Source organism: Legionella israelensis, from assembly GCF_004571175.1.
In the GTDB taxonomy this organism is placed as follows: domain Bacteria; phylum Pseudomonadota; class Gammaproteobacteria; order Legionellales; family Legionellaceae; genus Legionella_D; species Legionella_D israelensis.
Map to the genome: position 1 here is coordinate 2,940,520 of NZ_CP038273.1, position 22,083 is coordinate 2,962,602.

The following is a 22,083-nucleotide window of genomic DNA, read 5'->3' on the forward strand; positions in this document are numbered from 1 at the left end:
TGAATTTATTTGATTTTGTTTACAGAACCTAACTTAAGGCATAATCAAGATCTGCCTGAAGATCTTTGTAATGTTCAATACCTACAGAAAGCCTTATAAACCCATCTTCAATACCTAAGGCGCGGCGTTTTTCAGGAGGAATGGAGGCGTGCGTCATAATGGCAGGATGTTCAATTAGACTTTCCACACCACCAAGACTTTCTGCAAGAGTAAACAGTTCGCAGCGCGATAGAAAACGCTTCGCTTCATCAAGTCCTCCTTTAATCACCAGGGAAATCATGCCGCCAAAATCAGCCATTTGCTCACAAGCCAGCTGATGTTGAGGATGCGTGTCAAGTCCTGGATAAATGACCTGCCTTACTTTGTCATGATGACTGAGCCATTTGGCCAAATGTTGAGCGTTCTCGCAATGACGTTCCATTCGTAATGATAGAGTTTTTAAACTGCGTAAAACAAGAAAGCTGTCAAAAGGGCTGGAAATCGCTCCACATGAATTCTGCAGAAAAGCGATTTTTTCACTAAGCTCAGGTTTGTCGCCAACCACAACGACACCGTTGACAACATCAGAATGTCCGTTCAGATATTTAGTGGCTGAGTGAAGAACGATATCAAAACCCATTTCCAAAGGTCTTTGCAACCAGGGTGTGGCAAAGGTATTGTCAGCTACGGAAATGAGTTTATGTTTCTCGGCAAGTTGGGCAATCTGAGGTAAATCGGCCAGCTTCAGCATGGGATTTGAAGGCGTCTCAACCCAAATCATTTGAGTTTTTGGGGTAATGGCTGATTCAATATTGGCGGGATTAGTCATGTCTACAAAAGAAAAACTCAGATGTGACGTTCGGGTTTTGACTTTGTCAAACAGGCGAAAGCTGCCTCCGTAAAGATCATCGGTCGCAATGATGTGAGCTCCGGCATCCAGTAAATCAATGACTGTATTGACCGCAGCCATTCCGGAGGCAAAAGCAAATCCCCGCTGACCTGATTCCAGGCTGGCGATACAATCTTCATAAGCCTTTCGCGTCGGGTTTTGTGTTCTCGAATATTCATATCCCTGATGTTCGCCAGGAGCAGATTGTCGGTAAGTTGAGGTTGCATAGATGGGAGTCATCACGGCTCCTGTGCTTTCACAAGGATATTGGCCGGCATGAATGGCGCGTGTATCAAAATGTTTGTTATTATTCATATCTTTACCTTTTCAAATGGCCGCTCTTCTATAAATAGTGGCTTTCCTTACTATTGAAGCTCATCTGTCTCACATTGAAATATTTTATTCAACATAATCAATGAATTTTTGACTATACTTTAGCATAAGTATTAGCACCATCATTTTGAGTTAAAAATAGTGCAAGCAAGCCAGGAAAACAGGACAATAAAAAATTATGTCATTCTAGAGAGGATTGAATGAGCAGGCAAGAAATTGATTATGAAAAAGTTGCCAAAGTTGCCGAATCCATCAAAAAGCGTGGCATTGAACCCTCCTTAACAGATGTCTGTAAAGAACTTGGGATTATGAATATTACTCCAAAGTTAACGGAGTTCTTGGAACAATGGTACCATAATCAGCCTGAATTCAAGAGAAAAATCAATGCTCCTTTAACTGAAAATATAAAAATTGAAGCCAGTAATATCGTTGAAAAAAACATCGAACTGGAAAAGTCCCTATCACTTTTACGTGCTACCTTAGAATCTACTGCCGACGGCATTATGATGGTCAATGGAAAAGGGCAGGTGGTTGATTGGAACCAAAAATTTGTTGATATGTGGCGGATTCCTCCTTACATGATGGAAGCAGGAACGGAACGCATCAGTTTTGAATATATTCTTGATCAGTTGATAGATCCCGCTGCTCTGATTTCCGATGTTCAATATCTTTATCAAAATCCTTCCTGGGAAGGGGAGTTACCTGAGCTGCATTTCAAGGATGGGCGTATTTTTGAGCGATTCACTCAACCACAACGTGTCGGAAATGAAATTGTCGGTCGTGTATACAGTTTTCGTGATGTCACTCAAAAACGATTGGCCGAAGATGAATTGCGAATTCGCGATCGAGCTGTGGAAGCTTCCACCCATGGCGTTGTGATTATTGATGTTCTGAAAGTGGAACATCCAGTGATTTATATAAATAAGGCTTTTCAAAAAATAACCGGCTATACGGAAAAACAGGCATTGGGTAAAAACCTTGCCAGTTTACTTGGTCGAAGTTCCGATGATCTGAACTATAAAAGGCTTGCTCTTGCCATTAAGGAATTAAGGGAAGAGACCGTAGAAGTGGAAAGCTTAAGAAGAGACGGGGAAGTATTTTGGTGCGAATTAAGCGTGGCTCCGGTCAAGGATTCATTTGATCAGGTAAGGCATTATGTGTGTATTGTCAATGATGTTACTGAGCGGCGTGAAATGGAGAAACAACTTCTCAGACAGGCTACACATGATTCCCTTACAGAGCTGCCCAATCGTGTTTTGTTGATGGATCGTGTTGAACAGGCTATTTTGCAGGCCAAAAAGAAAAAGTCGACTTTGGCCTTTTTATTTCTTGATTTAGATCGCTTTAAAATGACCAATGACACTCTGGGTCACGGCATGGGTGATAAACTTTTACAAGTCGTGGCGAATCGCCTGCTTATCGCGACTGATGATTATGATACTGTTGCCAGACTGGGGGGTGATGAGTTTGTGGTTTTGTTATCTGAAATCCCTGACCATCATGAGGCAGAAAAAAAAGCCAGGGAAATTTTAAGTCTCGTTGAAAAACCTGTTCAGATTGAGCAGCACAGTTTAAAAATTACAGCCAGCATAGGGATCAGTTATTATCCACGAGACGGTAAAGATTATGAATCTTTAATGAAAACGGCTGATCTGTCCATGTATCACGCCAAAGACTCAGGCCGTAACACTTATAGAGTATTTGAGCAGGAAATGAACCGCCGTATCATTAATACCATGCAATTGGATACGGCCTTACGGGACGCTTTGAAAAATAATGAATTTTATCTTGCTTATCAGCCGCTTATTGATTTAAAAAATGAAAAAATTGTAGGTGTCGAAGCTTTACTGCGATGGAAAAGTAAAACTTTAGGCCAGGTTGCACCGGTCGATTTTATTCCCATGGCAGAGGAAAATGGCCAGATTATTGAAATCGGTGTATGGGTAATGGAAGAAGCCTGTAAACAGTTAAAGCGCTGGCATAATCTGGGATTGAAGGATTTGACGATGGCCGTTAATATATCCGGCCGTCAGTTCAGGCAGGATAAACTTTTTGAGACTGTCCAGAAAGTATTGGAAAAAACCGAGCTTGAAGCAAAGTATCTTGAACTGGAGATGACGGAGACTTTGCTTATTGAAGATATTGAGCATGTCGTTGATGCAATGCACATTCTGAAAGATATGGGTGTCAAATTGGTGATTGATGATTTTGGTACAGGATATTCCAGTTTATCCTATCTTAAGCAATTCCCGGTGGATAAATTAAAAATTGACCGCTCATTTATTAACGAGATGATCAGCGATGATAATGATGCAGCGATTGCCAAAGCCATTATTAATTTGGGACATAGTTTAAATCTGGAAGTTCTTGCAGAAGGTATTGAAAACGAGTTTCAGAAAAATTTTGTAACGGCTAATGGCTGCGACTATGCGCAAGGCTATTATTTTACAGCCCCTCAAAAACCTGAAAATCTGCTTAATTTCCTTGTTAATTTTCCTAATGTTTAACATGTTTAAGTTTGTTTATTCTCGCGCTTCTTCCTAATCTATTCAATTTAAGCTGAGTTCAAATTATATATTCTGTAGCCGATCTATTTTTAATTTATTGATTAAGGCATGTTTCTTGCTGCAAAAAAATAAAATCCGCGTATAGGATTATCTTCTATAATGTATTGTTTATAAAAGGATAAATTATGAACTGATGAGTTATGAAGATATAAACAGGTAGATGGAATAATGTTTTAAGTTTGCTGACTGTTTCTGAATTTTTAATGCTTTGGATGTGAAGCTGCCGATATTGAAAAGGCATAAAAGATTAGAAAGATTGAGTAAACTTGATGAATAGAGCGCAGGAGAAAAGATGAAAAGGATAACCTTATTAGGTGCGGGTCTGGCCGGGACATTAATGTCTCTCTTTCTTGCCCGGCGAGGATACCAGGTTGATTTATTTGAATCCAGACCTGATTTGCGAGTCAGTTCAAAGGATTATGGTCGCTCGATCAATCTTGCGCTTTCCTGTCGTGGGATAACAGGGCTAAATGCCATGGATCTTATGAACGATGTAGAAAAGATCATGGTGCCGATGCGTGCCCGTGCTATTCATGAAGAAAATGGTGAGATTAAATACCAACCCTTTGGTCGTCATGAAAATGAATACATCAATGCGATTCAACGTACGGACTTAAATGCTTTATTACTTAATAAAGCAGAGGAGTCTCCATTGATAAACCTCTCTTTTGACGTGGAGATTTCAAAAATTGATATACACGGTAAAAATCTTTATTTTTTTGATAAAAATGCTACAGGTTTTAACCATCACTATGATCATTTGGTTGCTGCAGATGGGGCTGCGTCTATGGTTCGAGAGACCTTAAAGCAAGAAGGAATGATAGAAGCAAGCCGTGAATTTTTGCCTCATGGCTATAAAGAATTATCGATTAGTACCACACATGGCGTAAATATGGCCAGAGAGCATTTGCATATTTGGCCGCGAAATTCATTTATGTTATTAGGAAATCCAAATCTTGATGATTCCATAACAGGAAGTCTGTTTCTTGCTAACCATGGTGAAAAGAGCTTCGAGTCATTAAACACTGAAGAGTGCGTGAACCGTTTTTTTAAAAAAGAATTTTCGGATATCTATGAAGCAATGCCCCATTTGGTTGAAGAGTTTTTTAATCATCCCATAGGGCATTTAAGTACGATTAAGTGTGCGCCCTGGTATTATAAAGATGAGTGTTTGCTGATAGGGGATGCGGCCCATGGAATCGTGCCTTTTTTTGGCCAGGGAATGAATTGCGCTTTTGAAGATTGCCGTATTTTTGATTTATTGTTGGATAATTATGCGGATGATTGGTCAAAAGCCATTCCTGCATTTTATCAGGAGCGAAAAATAAATACGGAAGCTGTCGCTGCAATGTCTATGGATAATTATCATGAGATTCAAACCGATATTATTGATAGCAAATTTAATTTACGCAAACAGATCGAGCATGAATTAATGAAACGATATCCTGAACAGTATATTTCAAAACATGTATTGGTGATGTTTACCAATACCCCCTATGCTTTGGCTAAGGCTTACGGGGAGGTGCAAGATGAGCTTTTACGAAAAATTTGTTCCGATATAAATTCTTTTGAGGAGGTTAATTGGCAAAAAGTTAATCAATTAATGATTCAATACGACAAAAAATTGGCGAATATTAGCCTTTAATAAAAAATGGCTTATATATTAAGCGATAAGAGGGTCATTTTTTTGTCAGTGAGGGAGAAATCAGAGACAAATTATTGTCGCTTTCTGAGGAATCTGTTCGAAATAAAGAAAAATAAGCCTGTTTTTTGAAATAAAAAAGAACTATATGGACTAATTTTTGGCATGATGACTGCAAGATAATTGATGTCTTTTAAATAAATTGCCCGGAGGCAGTCATGAAAACTATCCAAGCTTATATTGATTCCAAACAAAGTGAATTTATGAACCATCCTTTTTTTAAAGTGCTTGAACAATTAAATAGTCTTGAAGAAATAAGTTATTTTGTTCCAGAACTGACATTTTGGGCCATGACATTTCAGGATATTCTTCGCCTTAATGAAGAGCGTGTCAAAGATCCATATTTGAAAAAAATCGCTCGCCATCACCGATTGGAAGATGCAGGTCATGAAAAATGGTTTTTACATGATAAAAAATACATGAGCTCGTTTTGCGAGGATGAATCCTGTGATAAAGACAATGTGGCCTGGCTGTATGGAAAGGACTCACAACTGACAAGAGACGCGGCTTATGCCATCATGTCAGAGATATACAAGGCTGAGGATGAACTCATTAATATTGCACTGTTGTTAACTCTTGAATCATCCGGCCATGTCTTTTTCGAAAAAGTGGTCAAGCAAGTTAAAAAGACTGGAGAAGACAAGAATCTGAAATATTTTTCCAGCTCTCATCTTGAAGTTGAAATGGCCCACGCCATATTTGAAGAAGAAATGGAACGTAAATTATTTGAGCGTCCTGTATCTGTTCAGGTGCGCAGGGAAGCTTTAAAAATGATCGATCGTTGTTATGAAGCATTTAATCAAATGTTCGATGGATTAATTGATGCCTGTAATAAACGACTTGAATTGGCTAAACAAAGGGATGAACAATATGCAGCAAATGCAGTGGAATATAGAGCGACTCAAGCAGGATAATCCTCTTAACTTAAGACAGGCGTTGCTCAGTGATGAGCAAACGCTTGTTTTGTTTGGAAAGGATTTTGGTAAAATTATTCACACAAAACCTGCCGCTGTTTTCCAACCTCAAACCACCAAAGAGCTTAAATCCTTTCTTCATTATGCGTCAAATCATTTTCTTCCGACTACGATTCGAGGTAAAGGTTTAAGTCAGGGAGGACAATCTTTGGCTATTGAGGGAGGGGTTAGTCTTTCCATGCAGCATTTTACACAGACATATGAGTTAAGCGATCATACAATCTGGGTGGATGCCAATGCCAGTTGGGCAGATGTTTTGAACAAAACATTAAGTCATCGTCTCGCTCCTTATGCCTTGCCATACAATTGTAACTTATCGATTGGCGGGGTGCTTTCTGCCGGCGGAATAGGTGCGGCTTCTTTCAAACAAGGGACTATCACTACGCACGTTGAGGCCTTGGAAGTTATTGACGGAACAGGGGATTTACATGTGGTATCAGAAGGTTCTCCCTTGTATCAAGCCTGTCTCGGCGGGCAAGGGCGGTGTGGAGTGATTGCCAAAGCTTGTCTAAAGCTTCGTACCGCTGCCCCGAATGTTAAAACTTTCTTTTTAGTCTACAATGATGTTGGCCAATGGTTTGAAGACATAGAACAAGCAAGAAAGGAAGCTGATTATCTGGAATTGTTTTGCTCTCCTTCTGTACAAGGCGCCGGCTTGTTTGGTGAACAGAGGAAACCCATAGCACAGTGGCTTTATGGTATGCATATCAGCTATGAGTACGAGAAAAAACCTCCTGTACTTTTGGCATTGAAACCCTGGAAAGTCATTCACGAACAGGAAGAAAGCATTCATTCCTATATGCTTCGTCATGATTCCCGATTTAAAATGATGAAGCTGACTGGCCAATGGGATTTAGCTCATCCTTGGTATGAATGCTTTGTTCCAGCTCAATGGTTAAGAGAACATCTTGTCTCTATTTTATACTCATTGCCTCTTCACTATGCCAATCTGGTTCATGTGGTTCCTATTGCCAACCGTCGTGTTGGTTTTACTATGTTTCCGGAGTCGGAATCTTTTTATGAACTAATGATTTTAAATCCAGGGATTGTTGACCCTTTAAAAGACAGTTGTTTACAAGCCATTAGAGAGTTGGATCGGCTGCTTTTATCGCAAGGCGGTAAGCGTTATTTATCAGGTTATTTGGGAGAAGGTTTGGATGAAAGTTATTGGCGCTCACATTTTGGCTCCTCTTACGCGCAATGGCTTAAATTAAAAAAACAATATGATCCGGCAGGAATTTTCATGTCTTCTTTATTTTCAACAGCCCCAAAATCGTGATAGCTGGAACTGAACCGCGCAGCATCTGGATTCAATGCAGTTTATATAAGTCCTGCGTTTTTGACCTTCTTTTGTCTCGCAGGATACAATCTCTCTCGCTTAGGCATAATACTTACGTCGAGTTGAGGTTAAATAGCGCGGCGGAACGTGGACTTTATAGCTGATCATGTTTATGATTTTTATATCTCTGTAATAATTTGACGATGAATGAAGTTTGATATTAGCTTTATATGGTCTGGTAAGTATGCTCGGTGGATAATCATTTCTGCTTGTATATTATTTTTTTCATTGATTCTCTTTGAGATATCCAGTCTGTTTATGCTTCGTGATAAAATTGAGGCAAGCCCTGATGTGCCACCCTTGAAAGTTCAGAGCCAATCGAATGATAAAATCATTTATTCATCTTTGTTTGGAGATTATGTCCCCACGGATTTGAATGAAGCGGACATTAAACAATCCATGCTTAATGTTGAATTGGTTGGTATTTTGTTTGCTGACAAAATTGAAGATTCTCAGGTAATCATTCGCGATGCGGGGGGAGAAGAACGAAATTATCGAATTGGCGATTCTATTTCGGGTGGCGCGGTAATTAAAAGAATAATGGTTGATGGTATACTGGTTGAACATAATGGTTCATTGGAGCGATTAAATTTGCCCAAGCAGGATTTGAGCTTTGAGCCCGTGGCCAGACCTTTAATTGAGGAATGAATGCTATGTTATATTTCCGTCGATGGTTCATGATGGCCTCATTGATTTTTCTGCTAACCTCCTGTGTTTTCGGATCATTCAATTTAAAAGAAGGAATTTCCTGCTTTAAAGTACAGGATTATCGAAGCGCCTTTATTCGTTTAAAGCCCGAGGCAGAAAAAGGTCAGCCTGATGCACAATATGCCGTTGGGTATATGTATTATTATGGGCAGGGGGTCGCGGAAGATAAACAAAAAGCCTTGTACTGGATTAAATGTGCGGCAAAAGCAGGTCAGCCTGATGCAATAGAAGCTTTAAAACTGTTATGCCCGGGTAAATAACTCATGCTACGTAGCTTCGTCTTTTTGCCTCTTTGAACGCATTTTGAAATTTCAAATGCCCATTTACTCCATGTAAACAGCGCTTTAAGTGTCCAAATCTTCTAAAAAATACTGTGCTGCGTAATGAGTGTTTTATGTAAGTGTGGCTGAGTTTAAAGAGTCGCATTTAAAACAATAGTAATAAAATAAAAAAGATAAATTAGCAACAAAAGTCCACCGTGCCAATAGCGCAACTGCTTTTTACCAAAAATATTAAAGATCAAAAGTGCCGCGGTGAGGACAAACATGACCGGTATATCCCTCCATATCACTGAATAAGGGATAGTATTCGGATTAATGATGCCCGGAAAAGCTATCACTAAAAGGATATTAAACATATTTGAGCCAAGTATATTTCCAATTGAAATATCATCTTCATGCTTAATCGCTGCAACTGCCGATGTAGCTAATTCTGGCAGGCTGGTCCCAATGGCTAAAATAGTCAGCCCAATAATCAGTTCACTGATGCCCATCCAGGCTGCGATTTCGGAGGCGCTGTTTACTAAAAACCTGGCACTGACAGGTAGTATAATAATACCCAAAATAATACTAAAAATATTTGTTTTTAGAGAACGAGAGGAAGAAAGAATTTCTTTAAATTCTGCTATGAGAGGGTCTTCTTTTTTTATTTTTTGGGACGCATAAGCAAAATAGATCATCAGGATGACAGATCCTAGCAGCAATAACAAGCCGTCTATTCGGCTTAAGTAGTTGTCTATAAAAAGTATATAAGCAAACAACATGATAATGAAAAGTATTGGATATTCTCTTTGAAGTAGTCTGGATTGTGTTTTTAAAGGTCGAATAAGAGTAATTATCCCGATAATAAGCCCAATATTGGCAATGTTTGAACCTATTGCATTCCCCAGCGCTATATCGCTTTTACCATGTATGGCCGCAGTAATAGAAACCATGATTTCCGGCGCAGTCGTTCCTATAGCAACAATAGTAAGACCTATAAACAGAGGAGGAATGCGATAATACTGTGCAATCCCCGATGAACCGATGACTAAGTGATGAGCCGACCATAAGAGAAAAAAAAGACTGATGATTAAAGTCAGTGTTGTAAGCAACATGCTTTATCCCGGGAAAATGCCAGTTTTTTTATCATACGTGAAAGAAAAAAAGAATGCATCAGACTTTTAGATACTGTGCTGCTTACGTCGAGTTGAGGTTACATTATGCCTTATTTTGTGTCACAAGGTATGACTTTGTTCTGCCGGTTTGATAAAAATCGATTGCAATAAACTTATTTTTGTGTAAAAATCTTCCAGTTATGAAAAAGCATTTATTTTACATCCTACCACTGCTTTTGTGTGTTGTAGTCGTTGGTATTTTCTGGTTTTGGCAACCAATGACACCATCCACTAAACCTGAGATGGTTTTGCATACCGTGTCTTTTGATCAATTGCCAGGTTGGCGGGCTGCCAAATTAAAAAAATCCCTGATTGCTTTTAAGACTTCTTGCAAGGCATTTCTGAAACAGAATCCCGATCGTAAAGCAGGTAGCTCACAGATACCTATGCAGGTTAAGGACTGGCAGCAAGTTTGTCGTTCTGCAATGGATGTTTCTCCGGTTACTAATAAAAATGCGCGCTTGTTTTTTCAACGATGGTTTACTCCTGTGGAGTTTTATGAGGATAAACCCGTTGAAGGGCTTTTTACAGGCTACTATTCTCCATTACTCAAAGGCAGTTTAATTCAGTCAGAAGAATATTCGGTTCCTTTGTATGGCTTGCCTTCCAATTTAGTCAATGTCAACCTGGAACTTTTTGATGAAACTCTGCGCCATCGTCGTATCAATGGCCGAGTGGAAAATGGCAAACTTGTCCCTTTTTATACACGAAAGGAAATTAATAAGGGTGCCATTAAAGATACTGCAGAAGTTATTGTTTGGGTTGATGATGCTATTGATCGTCAGTTTCTGGAAATTCAAGGTTCAGGTGTCGTTGAATTGGAAGACGGGCAACGAATATATGTAGGATATGCAGGAGAAAATGGTGCCTCCTTTACGCCATTAGCCCGTATTCTCATTGATAAAGGCGTAATGACCAAAGATAACGCATCCATGCAGGGAATTAAGCGTTATCTTAAATCTCATCCTGAAGAAAAAAACAAGATTCTCAATCAGAATAAATCATTTGTTTTTTTCCAGAAGCTTGGTCGAGATGCAGCATATGGAGCCCAAGGAGTTGCTTTAACCCCAGGCTATTCTTTAGCTGTAGATCGTAAATGGGTACCTTTAGGTACACCTATATGGCTAAATACAACCAGTCCAGGCACACAGTCTGATTCGGAAAACAGGTTACAACGTTTAATGATTGCTCAGGATGTTGGCGGTGCAATCCGTGGACCAGTTAGAGGGGATGTCTACTGGGGGGCAGGAAAAAAAGCAACCAATGTAGCAGGTCGTATGAAGAATAAGGGATATTATTGGTTACTTTTACCACGTTCTGTAGTCAATCAGCTTTCCCTTTAAAGTTGAACTCCCATACTGTCATTTTTTAGTTCACTTTCTTCTGTCGAAAGAAAGCTGAAAGGAATTGTTGGTTAAAATTCAGTCCAGTTTTCTATCTCAACATCGGTGTTTTCAATACTCTCTGCTTCTTCTTGTTGAGATGAGTCTTTTTGCCTGGATTCTATCTGTTTATATTCATTCATGGCTTTGTCCAGACTTACAAATGTATAACCATTCTTTTTATACATTTGAATAATATCATCCATAACATGGCTGTTTAAAAGGTTCGCATGAATGAGCAGAATTTGAGGCATAGGTTTTCCGTATTTTTTTTCACTAATTCGTTCGGCTCTTAATGTCTGCTGCCAGATGTAAGATAAATAGCGATTTTTTATACTATCAAGATGTTTTGACCTTGATCGCCAGTGAATAGCTAACAGTTGGGCATTAAACTTAAAATCCTTGGAATCAATCGTAACGGGAGCAATAATGTAGTTATTTTCAGCGAGATAATTCATAACCTGTTCTTTTTTACTTCCTTTCCCGTCAGCTAAATAAGGATAACGAAAATATTTTGTTTCTGTCATTAAAGGCGTAAGTATTTCATCAGCACGTTTGATATCCTGAATATATTTTTCCGCGTTGGTATGATTTAAATTGGCATGTGAATAGGTATGATTCGCAATGGTGAAACCTTCATCATGAAACAACTGGAGGAGTTGCCATTGGTCTTTTTCAATTGATCCCCCAATAACAAATCCTGTGGCTGGAGTATCGTTTCTAATTAATGCATTCATGATATTTAAAAATCGCTCCTGTTCGCGGCGAAGGTTACCTGGCTTATTATATGTAGTACCGACAAAAGGTAAATCGTCTATGGTAATGGCTATTTCACGTAGTTGCGCAGCCCAGATGCCTGTTGTACATCCGAAAATTAAAATCAGTAAGAGCAAGATGTTTTTATTCATTTTTTATCCTTGTTTAACTGATTAAGATTTAAAAAGAATTTATAGCTTATATCGACAGTTTTTAAAAATAATTTAGGGTTTCCTGATACATTTCTACTATCTTGGTCAAAACGGTTTGATTTCCTGGGTACCTATGGTGCCAGAAGTCAAACCGTTTTAACTCAAGCTAGTGAAATGTCAACAGATCAATAATATCCGTCTTTTTTATATAAAAAAAGATCAAAATATTGACATTTTGTTTTTATGATGTTAAAAACGTGCACAGCAAGTCTGTATATAAATGAATATCTGATTTCTTTGATGATCTAAAAAAATTTCGCACTCGACTTTAACCATTTTTTAGTCAAGAAAAGCAATAGATTAAAGACTTTGGAAGTACATCGTTATATTTTATCAGAGAGCCCTGCAAATCGATGGCTTAGAAAAATATAAGCTTTACGTATTCCCGTGGCATCGACCGCGGATTAGATGAAGCTGTGTCTGGACCCCGCTATCAAGTAGCGGGGATTCGATTTAAAAAATGGCTAAAGTCCTGTCGTAATGAGTTTGTTCTTTTGATCAGTTTAAAAGTACTTTTTCTCAAGCGTGCCAATTAAAGGTTATGGATATGTTTTCGCAACAATATGAGATATTTAAAAATAAAGCCTTCCGTACTTATTTTTTCAGCTGCATGTTGGCCATGTTTGGTAATGGACTAACTTATATCATCATGGTCTGGGTGTTAATGCAGTTTAATAGCAATATAGGTTCAACAGTCATCCTTATGACTTGTTTTTGGCTACCTAATGTCTTATTGAGCCCTTTTTTCGGCGTGCTCGCCGATCGTATCAGCCGCAAACGATTACTGCTAATATCAAATGGTTTAAGAGCCTCACTTCTTTTTATCTTCGCTTTTGCCAGCCAATATTATCTTTCACCGTTAAGCATTTATTTTTTGGCCATATTTGTGGGCTGCATTCTGGCTGCTTATATTCCGGCAGCCATGACCTTTATTCGCGAGATCATGCCAGCGGAGCAAATGCTTTATGCGAACTCATTGGTCGATATAGCCTACGAGATGGGCGCTGTTTTAGGAATGGGAGGAGCGGGATTGATCTTAGCATTAACTTCTGTTCCTGCTTGTTTTGCCATAAATGGCATTTGTTATTTATTGGCCATGTTTTTAATTAAAAGCATTTCTTATAAGAAAAATGAGGATATCACGAAAGAAAAGGAGCGTTTTTTCGTTCAGTTATCTCAGGGATGGAGTTATTTACGCACTCGCTTTATTTTAGTCATGATTTATCTGGTGCAGGCTTTATTCTTTATCGCTTATATGACTGTGCCGGTGCTTTTGGCACCTTTTGCCAAGTCAATACTTCACGCAGACGTGATGCAATTCGGTATACTGGAAGCCACATTATCGGTTGGTATTATTCTGGGTGGGTTTCTCAGTCCGTATTTTGCAAGCCGCTATGGTATTCAATCTGTTATTTTGTCATTGACGGGACTTGGTATCGCTGCTTTTTATTTATTTAGTCATAGTATTGATATTCACTGGGCTTATTTCTTCCATTTTCTGCTCGGTTTATCTCTTTCCGTCTGGGCTTTATTGATTACCCTGGCTCAGGAGATGACAGCATTAAACTATCAAGGACGGGTACAATCATTGTTTAACAGCTTTTCTGGTATCATGATTCTTGCTTTTTATTATTTGTTAGCCCATTGGCAGAATCTACCGCTAAAAATGCTGTATCGTGCCGAACTTATACTGTTAACTATGGCGGGATTTATTATGATCATTATGCTTTTTAAATCGCAATCGATGAATACCAGTGCTCTAGAATCAAACTGATGGGTTTGGCCAGTCCGATACGTCTAAGCTGATCTTGTGAAAACCATGAACCGGGTCTTTCATTGATGTGGAATTCACTATGATTAATCTGGATGGTTTTTACACTGATCTTAAGATCAAAATGACTAAAACTGTGTTTAAGCTCCATCAGGGAATGAGCTTGATGATGACTTGTAAAGTTATAATTTTTTAAAATAAAGGTTATTGGGCAGTCTTTTGCCTCAATACTTGGTAAACACCACAAACCTCCCCATAATCCCGCAGGAGGTTTTTTTTCCAGATAAATTTGCCTCTCCCCGTTATATAGAAGTAAAAACTGTTGATAGCGGATTGGTCGTTTTTTTCTTGGTTTTTTATTGGGGTAATTATTAACGACATTATTTTGATAAGCCAGGCAGTCTGATTGTAATGGACAGTGAGAACAAGCCGGCTTTTTGGGTGTACAACACATGGCTCCTAAGTCCATAATGGCCTGTGTATAATCTGCAAAACGTTTTGATGGCAGGCATTGTTTTGCTATGCTCAATAATTTTTGATGAGTGTCGGCACGTTGGGGCCATCCTTCTATTTGAAAATAACGGCTTAAAACTCGTTTAACGTTGCCGTCAAGAATGGCTGCGGGCTGATTAAAAGCCTGTGCAGCAATTGCTGCAGCTGTGGAAGGACCAATACCAGGAAGTTGCACTAATTCGTTTTCGGTTGCAGGAAATTGACCATGATAATGCTCAATAATAATTTTTGCCGTTTTATGAAGATTTCTGCCGCGGCTATAATAGCCTAATCCCGACCACAATGATAACACCTCATCAAGAGATGCTTTTGCCAGCTTTTCCAGCGAGGGATATTGCTCAAGGAAACGGTTAAAATAGGGGATAACGGTTTTTACCTGGGTTTGTTGCAGCATGATCTCCGACAGCCATACTTTATAGGGCTCGCGCGGATTCTGCCAAGGGAGATTTTTTCGCCCGTTTTGATCAAACCAGTTCAATAAGCGTTGGCCGAAGGAATCCCCTGTGCTTTTATTTTCCGTCATTGTTTTTTAATGAAAAAATGACTTTAATTTTTTTTCGATTTCCTTGACGGGTTTATCCAATGCATTTTTGATCAAATTATGGCTTAAAGAACGCTGAATATTTTTAACATCAGGCAAAACAACAAGTTCTTCGAGTTTGCCGGTAATATGGATGGGGAATGCACCGCCCAGGAAATTTTGAACCTTATAGACCTTACTGTTTTCATTATTATCTATGATAGTGGCTTGCAGATTGCTGTTTATTTCACGTTGCTGCAGATTAAATGAGCCTGAACCTCTGACATGCAGTCTCTCACTCTGAATGATCAGAGAGTCAGTAACCAGGTTATCTCCTGCAATATGGAATTGAATGCGTGCCAATTGGAAAGGTGTATTCCCCTGGCTAATTGAATAATCACCAGGCTGGAGTAATTCAAGTGAATTTCCGAGATTGAATTTTTTTGTTTCAATAAGTGCGTCTATTTTTTCTATCAACTGATTGGTCAGTTGGTTTAGATCAATACCTTTCAGTTCACCATCCTTAACAGTAAGATTTCCTTTGCCAGACCACTTATCCATTGAACCGCTTAAAGGAATGTTCATATGAAATGAGTAATCCAGACTTCCACTGATAAGATCTTTATCAATCATGCTGGATATTAGATTTTTCCCGCTAAGATTAGTAGCAGTTTGATTTACGGTTAGTTGATGATTATTGAGTTGATATCTTAAATCTCCAATAGCTTCGCCATGATATAGCGACAGAGTGAGGGGGTTTAAAATGAGTTCGTTTTTTTCTTTTTTCAAATTGGCATTTAGCTTATCAATCTTGAGTTGATTGAAAAAAATATCTTGAAGCAATAATTGACCATTAACCGTCATTTCTTTAATCGCTTCATCACTGGGCTGAATAATATCCGGTCCCAGGTTCAAGCGTCCTTTAAAATTGATATTGGTACGAAGTCTGTTTTTACCTGATTCGGCTGATAATTTTGCTTTTAATTGTAACGGAAAGGTTGTTTTCTGCAGATTAAACTGTTCAATACCCAACTGAATATTCTTCAAATTAACATTGTTATTTTTTTGCTGGATAATAATTTGTCCATTGGTAAGCATAAAACGCTCAATGGCAAATTTTCCTGTCTGGTTTGTCGTTGTTAATGTTTTCTGGGATTTAACACTGACTTTATGGGTGGATGAATTATTGTTGTTTTCATCAGGATTTGTTAAAAGCTTAAGCCCATTGATGTTAATATCGCTAAATACAAGCTGCCCGCGAAGTAGGGGGGTGATTTTAAGGTTAAGTAGCAAGTTATCAATAGTGAGTGAATAATCCTTGAGTTCATCTGGATTGCCCACTTCTATTTGGGTCACTTTTATACCAGGTCGAGGAAATAACTGCCAGGCAATTGTACCTTTAATCTTACTCGATTTATGAGTCATAGAGGTTAATTGAGAATTGACGAATTGTTTTACAGTTTCAGGTTTGAGAGTTTTCGTTAAAACCCATAATGTTCCAGCGGTTATAATAGTGAGGAGAAAAAAAATTAAAACGAGTTTTTTTAAGAATTTCATGTTAGAAGAACGAAAGAAAATTAAGAACTGTAAGCATATAGATTACTTTGGTTCTGTCAAGATTATTGGTTAAAATGTTTAGCTAGTTGTTGTCTTTTTGTGAAATTAAAAACATACATCCGACCTGGACTTTAGCCATTTTTTAAATCGAATCGCCGCTACTTGATAGCGGGGGTCCAAACACAGCTTCATCTAATCCGCGGTCGATGCCGCGGGAATACGTAAAGCTTATATTTTTCTAAGTCATCGGTTTGCAGGGTCTCTGATAAAATATAACGATGTACTTCCAAAGCCTTTAATCTATTGCTTTTCTTCACTAAAAATGGCCTAAAGTCCATCCAATGTTTCTCATCTTAGGATCTGTTGACATTTCTTTTTTATGCTCTTGCTCAAATGACTATGTGCCGAGGTTTATCCGCCATGAGATCTCTGGGTACCTCAGACAAGCCGTGGTCATATCGTTACCCATAAGTAATGCTATATTAATTTTTCCTTACTTTTGAGATAATGCTGCCTTTTTAAAGGCAGTATTATCCATGGATTGGATCGACCATGAGTATGGTTCCGTGAATATCGGCGATCAACGTTTAAATAAACGAGCAAAAGAGTTATTAAAAAGGTTTAGTGATAAACCAACATCAAGTATACCTGAAAGTTGTAAAGGTTGGTCGGAAACCAAAGCAGCCTATCGATTTTTTGAGAATAATACGGTTACCGCAAAAAAAATTATAAAACCTCATCGCATAGCCACCCTTAAGCGAATTAAAGAACATCCGATTATCTTATTGCTTCAAGACACAACAACGCTTAACTATAGCGGTCAAAAAGAACGTGAAGATATTGGCCCTATTCAACAAGATAACGTGCGGGGTCTTTTTCTTCATCCCACTCTTGCGGTAACGCCCAACCGCGAATGTTTAGGAGTAGTTGACTATGAACAGTGGTCACGGGAAAAATTTACGCATCGAAGCTCAGAAGAACGAAGAGCTGAACGTGATTCAAAAGCAATAAAAGACAAGGAAAGTTACCGGTGGGTCAGAGGTTATAAAAAAGCCACAAAACTTGCTAAGGCAATGCCCGATACTCAATTTGTTTATATTGCTGATAGAGAAGGTGATATTTATGATATCTATCATGAAGCGAATACAGCTTTCGCTAAAGGAACTGCCGATTGGGTGATTAGAGCAACATTCGATCGTTCTATTTTGGATGAGAATCAACCTAAAAAACGCAATAAATTAAAAACAAGCGTAAAAGCCTCTTCCAGTATTGGAAAAATAACATTTACTACGTCCTCATTTGGAAATAGAAAAAAACGAGAAGTAGCACAAGATATTTATGCAAAAGAAGTGACTTTGCTCCCTCCTCGGGATAAAGCAAAAGAAGGTTTTACCCCCGTTAAAATAACAACAATCATTGCCACAGAGACAAACCCACCGCCTGGAGAGAAAGCAATCGAGTGGACACTTTTAACCAGTGTACCTATATCCAACTTGGAAGCAGCGTTACAAGTAATTCAATGGTACTTATGTCGCTGGCAGATCGAAATTTTTTTCAAGGTATTGAAAAGCGGATGCGCTATTGAAAAATTGCAGTTAAGCAACAAGCAACGATTTGACCCTTGCCTCGCTCTGTATCTTATTGTTGCTTGGCGTATTTTGTTCATGACCATGGTTGGTCGTGCTTCCCCATCATTAAGCAGTGAATGTCTATTTGAGCCCATAGAATGGCAAACCGCCTATGTTATGATCTATGAAAAACCCCCTCCAAATGAACCCCCAACCCTGAAAGATACTCTGAGAATGATTGCCCAATTAGGAGGTTTTCTCGGACGAAAGCATGACGGTGAGCCCGGTCCTATTGTGATGTGGAAAGGTTTACGAACCCTTTATGAATATATTAAAGCGCGTGAAGTATTTACACGCGCTTTTGGACATACTTATGGGTAATGATATGGCCGTGGTATGTAGGAACTATAGAGCAATTGTCAATAGGCTCCAGTATTTTTTAGCAAAAGACGAAGCTGCTTAACATGAGTAAAAAATACTGAAAAAATCTTGTATTTTTAAATTCATTAATGATATTATGATTGATACCTCTTATAAAAAACAACTCTTAAATTGTCTTGCTTTGCGGTTACGGCCTTTGGATAGGCTGTTGTTTTTATTAGAACAACTGAAAATTTATACGTTCATGTATAAAATAGATGTGGCTTTTCAAAATTTACTCAGGATGAGTCAATATGATCAAGGAGAGCACTATGCAACCAAGTCAATGGGAAGTTGTCATTCTAAAGCCCACCAAGGTTTTTTTATCTTTTCTAGCATCGCAGATTGGTGAAGAAAATTTGCCGGATTTCAAGACATTGCAAACGGATAAGACAGCTTATGTTATTCGCAAGCAAGACAATGATGAGGCAACACTTGATGAGATTGAATCTCATTTTGTGACGATGTTTAGACATGAAATCCAGCGTTGGTTGGGTGATGAAGCTTGTAATGAAATAGAAGCCAGTTTCCTGGATTTTTTATGTTGTTTTAAATTCGAATTGCACTCACAGATTGTCTTGATGGAGCCTTCTATAAAAGAAGGAAAACATCTCTTAAGGATAAAGCCACGCTCCGTATTATTAAAATGGATGCAATCAGCCGTGGAAAATGATGGAGAGTTATCTGATGTGCTCGAAAGAGTTGAGTTATCTCATTTGGCAGAGAATGCCACAGTTGTCATTAAAAATTTTGCTGATTTAAGGGAAATTAAACCTTTTCTTAAATATTATTACATGCCTGTATTCGAAACCGAAATGAGTCGTATGTGTGATAACTCTGAGCAATGGCCCGTAGTTGATTCCTTTGACAAGTTCAACCGTTATTTTGCTATCGAAGTACATACCCAGCTGATACATTTGCATCACTAAGGAGGGTGACTATGGAACCGGTTACTATAGCAGTTATATGTGCTGTTTCCTTTGGGGGCGCAGTTGCTTTAGTTGCTTTTATAAGGCAGCTACTGTTAAGTCGTGACAAGCATCTAAACGATAAGGCTCAACAGAGAGCACTTGCGAAGGAAGTCAAAGAATTGGAAAAAATGCGTTTACAAATGGAGACCAATAAACGTTTTGATTCCCACTATAAGGTTCTTGGCTCCAACAAGGATGCAATTGTTTATCTCGATAATAAAATTGAAGAAATTCTGCAAAAAAAATTCCAATTGATTGAGCGATATAGCCAAGTCACTCTCAAAGAGTCCGCAGGCATTATTGATAAAGGAATTATCAAGGAAAGAATGGAAACTTGTGATCGATTAAAAAAAGAAATCGATAAAGAGATCAGTTTTTATGACAATGAATTAAAAGAATTGCAGAAAAGACGCTCAACTCTTTGGGATACACATACACAATTGCAAGAACATTTAATCGACCAGGAAATGAGTCGTAATAAACAGCTTGACGAACTCTATCGTAAACAAACCGGCATGCTTGAGAAAATTTTCATCCGCCATATTGATGACAGCGAAAATATTACCCGAGAAAGCATAAAAGCAGGCACTTCGACTTTTAAAATGCTGATAATGGCTCCTGTACAGTTTTTATTACAATTCTTTAAACTGTCCAACGGTATTTCTCTTGATCAGGTTACGAAGGAAAAAGAACACCGAGAAGATGTGAGTGAGATAGAAAAAGACATTAACGGCGAAGAAAATGACTATGATGAGGATGAAGTTACTGACGAAGATATTGATCTCGATAAAGAAGCTGAATTTTTAATTTAAAAGATCTGTAGATGACTTTGTACTAATTACTGCTTATGGTCATTATACTTCAGCAAATATTTTTACTTGCTGGAATGCAGTCTGTTTTTTTGTTCCAGAGGATTTTGCGCTACAATTACATTGTATAAAATGCTCACAAAAAATTTTACTTGTGATTATCAGAAAAAAATAAAATATTCAGGAAGCACTCGTGGTCTATGTAAAACGGGATAAAAATGGTAAAATTTATGCTCTTTTTAATACAAAAAGAGCAGGTTTAGAAGAAATAAGCCTTGATAATCCAGAACTGCTTGATTTTTTCATTCATAGTGATAAATCAGAAGAGTTTAATTTTTTAATATCAGATATTCAATTTATCCGCGTACTCGAAGATTTAATTGATATATTGATTGAAAAAAATATTATAACTATAACTGATTTTCCTGCTCCGGTGATTGAAAAATTATTAAAACGTCAAAATGTCCGCAAGTATTTGTCTGGTGCCTCAGGCATGGAGTTTGATAATGATGACAATGATGAGACAATATCTTAGCCTTTTTTTAATAAGTTTTTTAACTTGTACTTCAGCCTTTGGCGTTAACCTCGATAGTTTACTGCCCAATGAACGTAATACCATTGAAATTTTTCAAAAATCTGCATCAAAAGTCGTTTTCGTTCATCGCATTGCTACGGTCGTCAATCGTTCTTTTGAAGTCACACATGTTTCAGATGGGGCAGGTTCAGGAATCCTTTGGGATAATGAAGGGCATATTGTTACAAATTTTCATGTGGTGCGGGGTACGGATAATCTCGCTGTAACCATAGACAACATCACTGTACCTGTAAAAGTTCTTGGGGTTGAGCCTCGTAAAGATATTGCCGTTTTAAAAATCAAATCACCTAAAGTATTGGCAAAAATAAAAGACATTAAACCTTTTGAGTTAACGCATACCAGTGATTTATTGGTAGGACAAAAGGCGATAGCCATAGGAAATCCTTTTGGTCTGGATCATACTTTAACTACAGGCGTTATTTCGGCGTTGGGACGGCAGGTTCCAGGTATAGGTGGTGTGACCATCAGAGACATGATTCAAACAGATGCATCCGTAAATCCCGGTAACTCGGGCGGCCCCTTACTGGACAGCGCTGGCCGTTTAATTGGTTTAAATACAATGATTTATTCCAATTCCGGTGCTTCGGCCGGGATTGGATTTGCTGTACCTGCAGATGAAATTCATCGTATCGTCAATCAAATCATTAAATATGGCCGCATCGTTCTTGCCGGCATCGGCATTCAGCGCGTTGAGCCTAACATTGCTGCCCGTCTGGGAGTAAAAGAAGGGATATTAATTGCAGAAGTTATTCCGCATACTCCAGCTGATAAAGCAGGATTGCGGGGAACTTATAGAAACAACTGGGGACATCTTGTTCTTGGCGATGTTATCGTAGCAGTGAATGGTCATCCAATAAAAAATTATGATGCTTTATATAATTTATTGACCAAAATAAACGTAGGGGATGAAATCAGTATTACCGTTCTCAGAAGTGGTAAAAAAATCACCCATAAGATCAGAACCATTGACATCGCTGCTTATTAATATGAATAATTTCATGAATTTCGAACTCCCGGTTTGGCCACGAAACCAATGAAGCCTGTATATATTGCTGGATCTGGTGGGCAAACACAGGAATTCGC

General features: G+C 38.4%; 18 protein-coding genes. 13 read left to right on the forward strand and 5 right to left on the reverse strand.

The window, feature by feature from the left end:
* Positions 1 to 28: 28 nt before the first annotated feature.
* The gene (locus E4T55_RS13615; protein WP_058501512.1) at positions 29 to 1,183 is read right to left on the reverse strand and encodes a trans-sulfuration enzyme family protein; all 1,155 of its coding nucleotides are present in this window, start codon (positions 1,181 to 1,183) and stop codon (positions 29 to 31) included.
* Between the two features lie 218 nt (positions 1,184 to 1,401).
* On the opposite strand from E4T55_RS13615, the gene E4T55_RS13620 reads away from it, so the two are divergent.
* The 6 genes from E4T55_RS13620 (at position 1,402) to E4T55_RS13645 (ending at position 8,751) form a co-directional block, all read left to right on the forward strand.
* The gene (locus E4T55_RS13620) at positions 1,402 to 3,708 is read left to right on the forward strand and encodes a sensor domain-containing protein (protein ID WP_058501513.1); all 2,307 of its coding nucleotides are present in this window, start codon (positions 1,402 to 1,404) and stop codon (positions 3,706 to 3,708) included.
* 352 nt (positions 3,709 to 4,060) lie between these two features.
* Positions 4,061 to 5,413 carry an FAD-dependent oxidoreductase gene (locus tag E4T55_RS13625; RefSeq protein WP_058501514.1) on the forward strand — a complete coding sequence of 451 codons (1,353 nt, stop codon included), beginning with the start codon at positions 4,061 to 4,063 and terminating at the stop codon, positions 5,411 to 5,413.
* A gap of 215 nt (positions 5,414 to 5,628) precedes the next feature.
* Positions 5,629 to 6,384: a hypothetical protein gene (locus tag E4T55_RS13630; RefSeq protein ID WP_058501515.1), complete on the forward strand. Its 756-nt coding sequence runs from the start codon at positions 5,629 to 5,631 to the stop codon at positions 6,382 to 6,384.
* Positions 6,341 to 7,723, forward strand: a complete 1,383-nt coding sequence (locus tag E4T55_RS13635) for an FAD-binding oxidoreductase (protein ID WP_058501516.1) — start codon at positions 6,341 to 6,343, stop codon at positions 7,721 to 7,723. Before E4T55_RS13630 ends, E4T55_RS13635 begins: the two co-directional genes overlap by 44 nt.
* 207 nt (positions 7,724 to 7,930) lie before the next feature.
* Positions 7,931 to 8,431, forward strand: coding sequence for a type II secretion system protein N (locus E4T55_RS13640; protein ID WP_058501517.1), 501 nt, complete (start codon positions 7,931 to 7,933; stop codon positions 8,429 to 8,431).
* Positions 8,432 to 8,460: 29 nt separating this feature from the next.
* Positions 8,461 to 8,751 carry a tetratricopeptide repeat protein gene (locus tag E4T55_RS13645; RefSeq protein ID WP_394367494.1) on the forward strand — a complete coding sequence of 97 codons (291 nt, stop codon included), beginning with the start codon at positions 8,461 to 8,463 and terminating at the stop codon, positions 8,749 to 8,751.
* A gap of 152 nt (positions 8,752 to 8,903) precedes the next feature.
* Here E4T55_RS13645 and E4T55_RS13650 read toward each other — a convergent pair whose 3' ends face one another.
* Positions 8,904 to 9,866 (reverse strand): calcium/sodium antiporter, encoded by a 963-nt coding sequence (locus E4T55_RS13650; protein WP_058501518.1) that lies wholly within the window; start codon positions 9,864 to 9,866, stop codon positions 8,904 to 8,906.
* Positions 9,867 to 10,066: 200 nt separating this feature from the next.
* Between E4T55_RS13650 and mltA the strand changes: the two genes are divergently transcribed.
* The gene (mltA, locus tag E4T55_RS13655; protein ID WP_058501519.1) at positions 10,067 to 11,269 is read left to right on the forward strand and encodes a murein transglycosylase A; all 1,203 of its coding nucleotides are present in this window, start codon (positions 10,067 to 10,069) and stop codon (positions 11,267 to 11,269) included.
* A 71-nt stretch (positions 11,270 to 11,340) separates the two neighbouring features.
* On the opposite strand, the gene E4T55_RS13660 is transcribed toward mltA, so the two are convergent.
* A complete protein-coding gene (locus E4T55_RS13660) occupies positions 11,341 to 12,216 on the reverse strand; it encodes a polysaccharide deacetylase family protein (RefSeq protein WP_058501520.1) in 876 nt (291 codons plus the stop codon).
* A 601-nt stretch (positions 12,217 to 12,817) separates the two neighbouring features.
* Here E4T55_RS13660 and E4T55_RS13665 point away from each other — a divergent pair.
* Complete coding sequence (locus E4T55_RS13665; RefSeq protein ID WP_082636511.1) at positions 12,818 to 14,050, forward strand: MFS transporter; 1,233 nt, start codon at positions 12,818 to 12,820, stop codon at positions 14,048 to 14,050.
* On the opposite strand, the gene mutY is transcribed toward E4T55_RS13665, so the two are convergent.
* Both mutY and E4T55_RS13675 read right to left on the reverse strand, forming a co-directional pair.
* Positions 14,007 to 15,083 carry an A/G-specific adenine glycosylase gene (gene mutY / locus E4T55_RS13670; RefSeq protein WP_058501522.1) on the reverse strand — a complete coding sequence of 359 codons (1,077 nt, stop codon included), beginning with the start codon at positions 15,081 to 15,083 and terminating at the stop codon, positions 14,007 to 14,009. The genes E4T55_RS13665 and mutY overlap by 44 nt on opposite strands.
* A 6-nt stretch (positions 15,084 to 15,089) precedes the next feature.
* A complete protein-coding gene (locus E4T55_RS13675) occupies positions 15,090 to 16,637 on the reverse strand; it encodes an AsmA family protein (protein WP_058501523.1) in 1,548 nt (515 codons plus the stop codon).
* Positions 16,638 to 17,173: 536 nt separating this feature from the next.
* Between E4T55_RS13675 and E4T55_RS13680 the strand changes: the two genes are divergently transcribed.
* From E4T55_RS13680 to E4T55_RS13700, 5 genes are all read left to right on the forward strand, one after another.
* Positions 17,174 to 18,586, forward strand: a complete 1,413-nt coding sequence (locus E4T55_RS13680) for an IS4 family transposase (RefSeq protein WP_058500493.1) — start codon at positions 17,174 to 17,176, stop codon at positions 18,584 to 18,586.
* Between the two features lie 311 nt (positions 18,587 to 18,897).
* On the forward strand, positions 18,898 to 19,554 hold the full coding sequence (locus E4T55_RS13685; protein WP_058502113.1) for a hypothetical protein: 657 nt from the start codon (positions 18,898 to 18,900) through the stop codon (positions 19,552 to 19,554).
* 11 nt (positions 19,555 to 19,565) lie between these two features.
* Entirely contained in the window at positions 19,566 to 20,408 is an 843-nt protein-coding gene (locus E4T55_RS13690) for a hypothetical protein (protein WP_058502112.1), read from the forward strand.
* 190 nt (positions 20,409 to 20,598) lie between these two features.
* Complete coding sequence (locus E4T55_RS13695) at positions 20,599 to 20,940, forward strand: hypothetical protein (protein ID WP_058502111.1); 342 nt, start codon at positions 20,599 to 20,601, stop codon at positions 20,938 to 20,940.
* Positions 20,915 to 21,985: a S1C family serine protease gene (locus E4T55_RS13700; RefSeq protein WP_115325302.1), complete on the forward strand. Its 1,071-nt coding sequence runs from the start codon at positions 20,915 to 20,917 to the stop codon at positions 21,983 to 21,985. Before E4T55_RS13695 ends, E4T55_RS13700 begins: the two co-directional genes overlap by 26 nt.
* Positions 21,986 to 22,083 lie beyond the last annotated feature (98 nt).

Excerpts from the sequence above, each read along its gene's own strand:
- E4T55_RS13615 (WP_058501512.1), bottom strand. The coding sequence starts at position 1,183 with ATGAATAATAACAAACATTTTGATACACGCGCCATTCATGCCGGCCAA.
- E4T55_RS13620 (WP_058501513.1), top strand. The coding sequence starts at position 1,402 with ATGAGCAGGCAAGAAATTGATTATGAAAAAGTTGCCAAAGTTGCCGAA.
- E4T55_RS13625 (WP_058501514.1), top strand. The coding sequence starts at position 4,061 with ATGAAAAGGATAACCTTATTAGGTGCGGGTCTGGCCGGGACATTAATG.
- E4T55_RS13630 (WP_058501515.1), top strand. The coding sequence starts at position 5,629 with ATGAAAACTATCCAAGCTTATATTGATTCCAAACAAAGTGAATTTATG.
- E4T55_RS13635 (WP_058501516.1), top strand. The coding sequence starts at position 6,341 with ATGCAGCAAATGCAGTGGAATATAGAGCGACTCAAGCAGGATAATCCT.
- E4T55_RS13640 (WP_058501517.1), top strand. The coding sequence starts at position 7,931 with ATGAAGTTTGATATTAGCTTTATATGGTCTGGTAAGTATGCTCGGTGG.
- E4T55_RS13645 (WP_394367494.1), top strand. The coding sequence starts at position 8,461 with ATGATGGCCTCATTGATTTTTCTGCTAACCTCCTGTGTTTTCGGATCA.
- E4T55_RS13650 (WP_058501518.1), bottom strand. The coding sequence starts at position 9,866 with ATGTTGCTTACAACACTGACTTTAATCATCAGTCTTTTTTTTCTCTTA.
- mltA (WP_058501519.1), top strand. The coding sequence starts at position 10,067 with ATGAAAAAGCATTTATTTTACATCCTACCACTGCTTTTGTGTGTTGTA.
- E4T55_RS13660 (WP_058501520.1), bottom strand. The coding sequence starts at position 12,216 with ATGAATAAAAACATCTTGCTCTTACTGATTTTAATTTTCGGATGTACA.
- E4T55_RS13665 (WP_082636511.1), top strand. The coding sequence starts at position 12,818 with ATGGATATGTTTTCGCAACAATATGAGATATTTAAAAATAAAGCCTTC.
- mutY (WP_058501522.1), bottom strand. The coding sequence starts at position 15,083 with ATGACGGAAAATAAAAGCACAGGGGATTCCTTCGGCCAACGCTTATTG.
- E4T55_RS13675 (WP_058501523.1), bottom strand. The coding sequence starts at position 16,637 with ATGAAATTCTTAAAAAAACTCGTTTTAATTTTTTTTCTCCTCACTATT.
- E4T55_RS13680 (WP_058500493.1), top strand. The coding sequence starts at position 17,174 with ATGGATTGGATCGACCATGAGTATGGTTCCGTGAATATCGGCGATCAA.
- E4T55_RS13685 (WP_058502113.1), top strand. The coding sequence starts at position 18,898 with ATGCAACCAAGTCAATGGGAAGTTGTCATTCTAAAGCCCACCAAGGTT.
- E4T55_RS13690 (WP_058502112.1), top strand. The coding sequence starts at position 19,566 with ATGGAACCGGTTACTATAGCAGTTATATGTGCTGTTTCCTTTGGGGGC.
- E4T55_RS13700 (WP_115325302.1), top strand. The coding sequence starts at position 20,915 with ATGACAATGATGAGACAATATCTTAGCCTTTTTTTAATAAGTTTTTTA.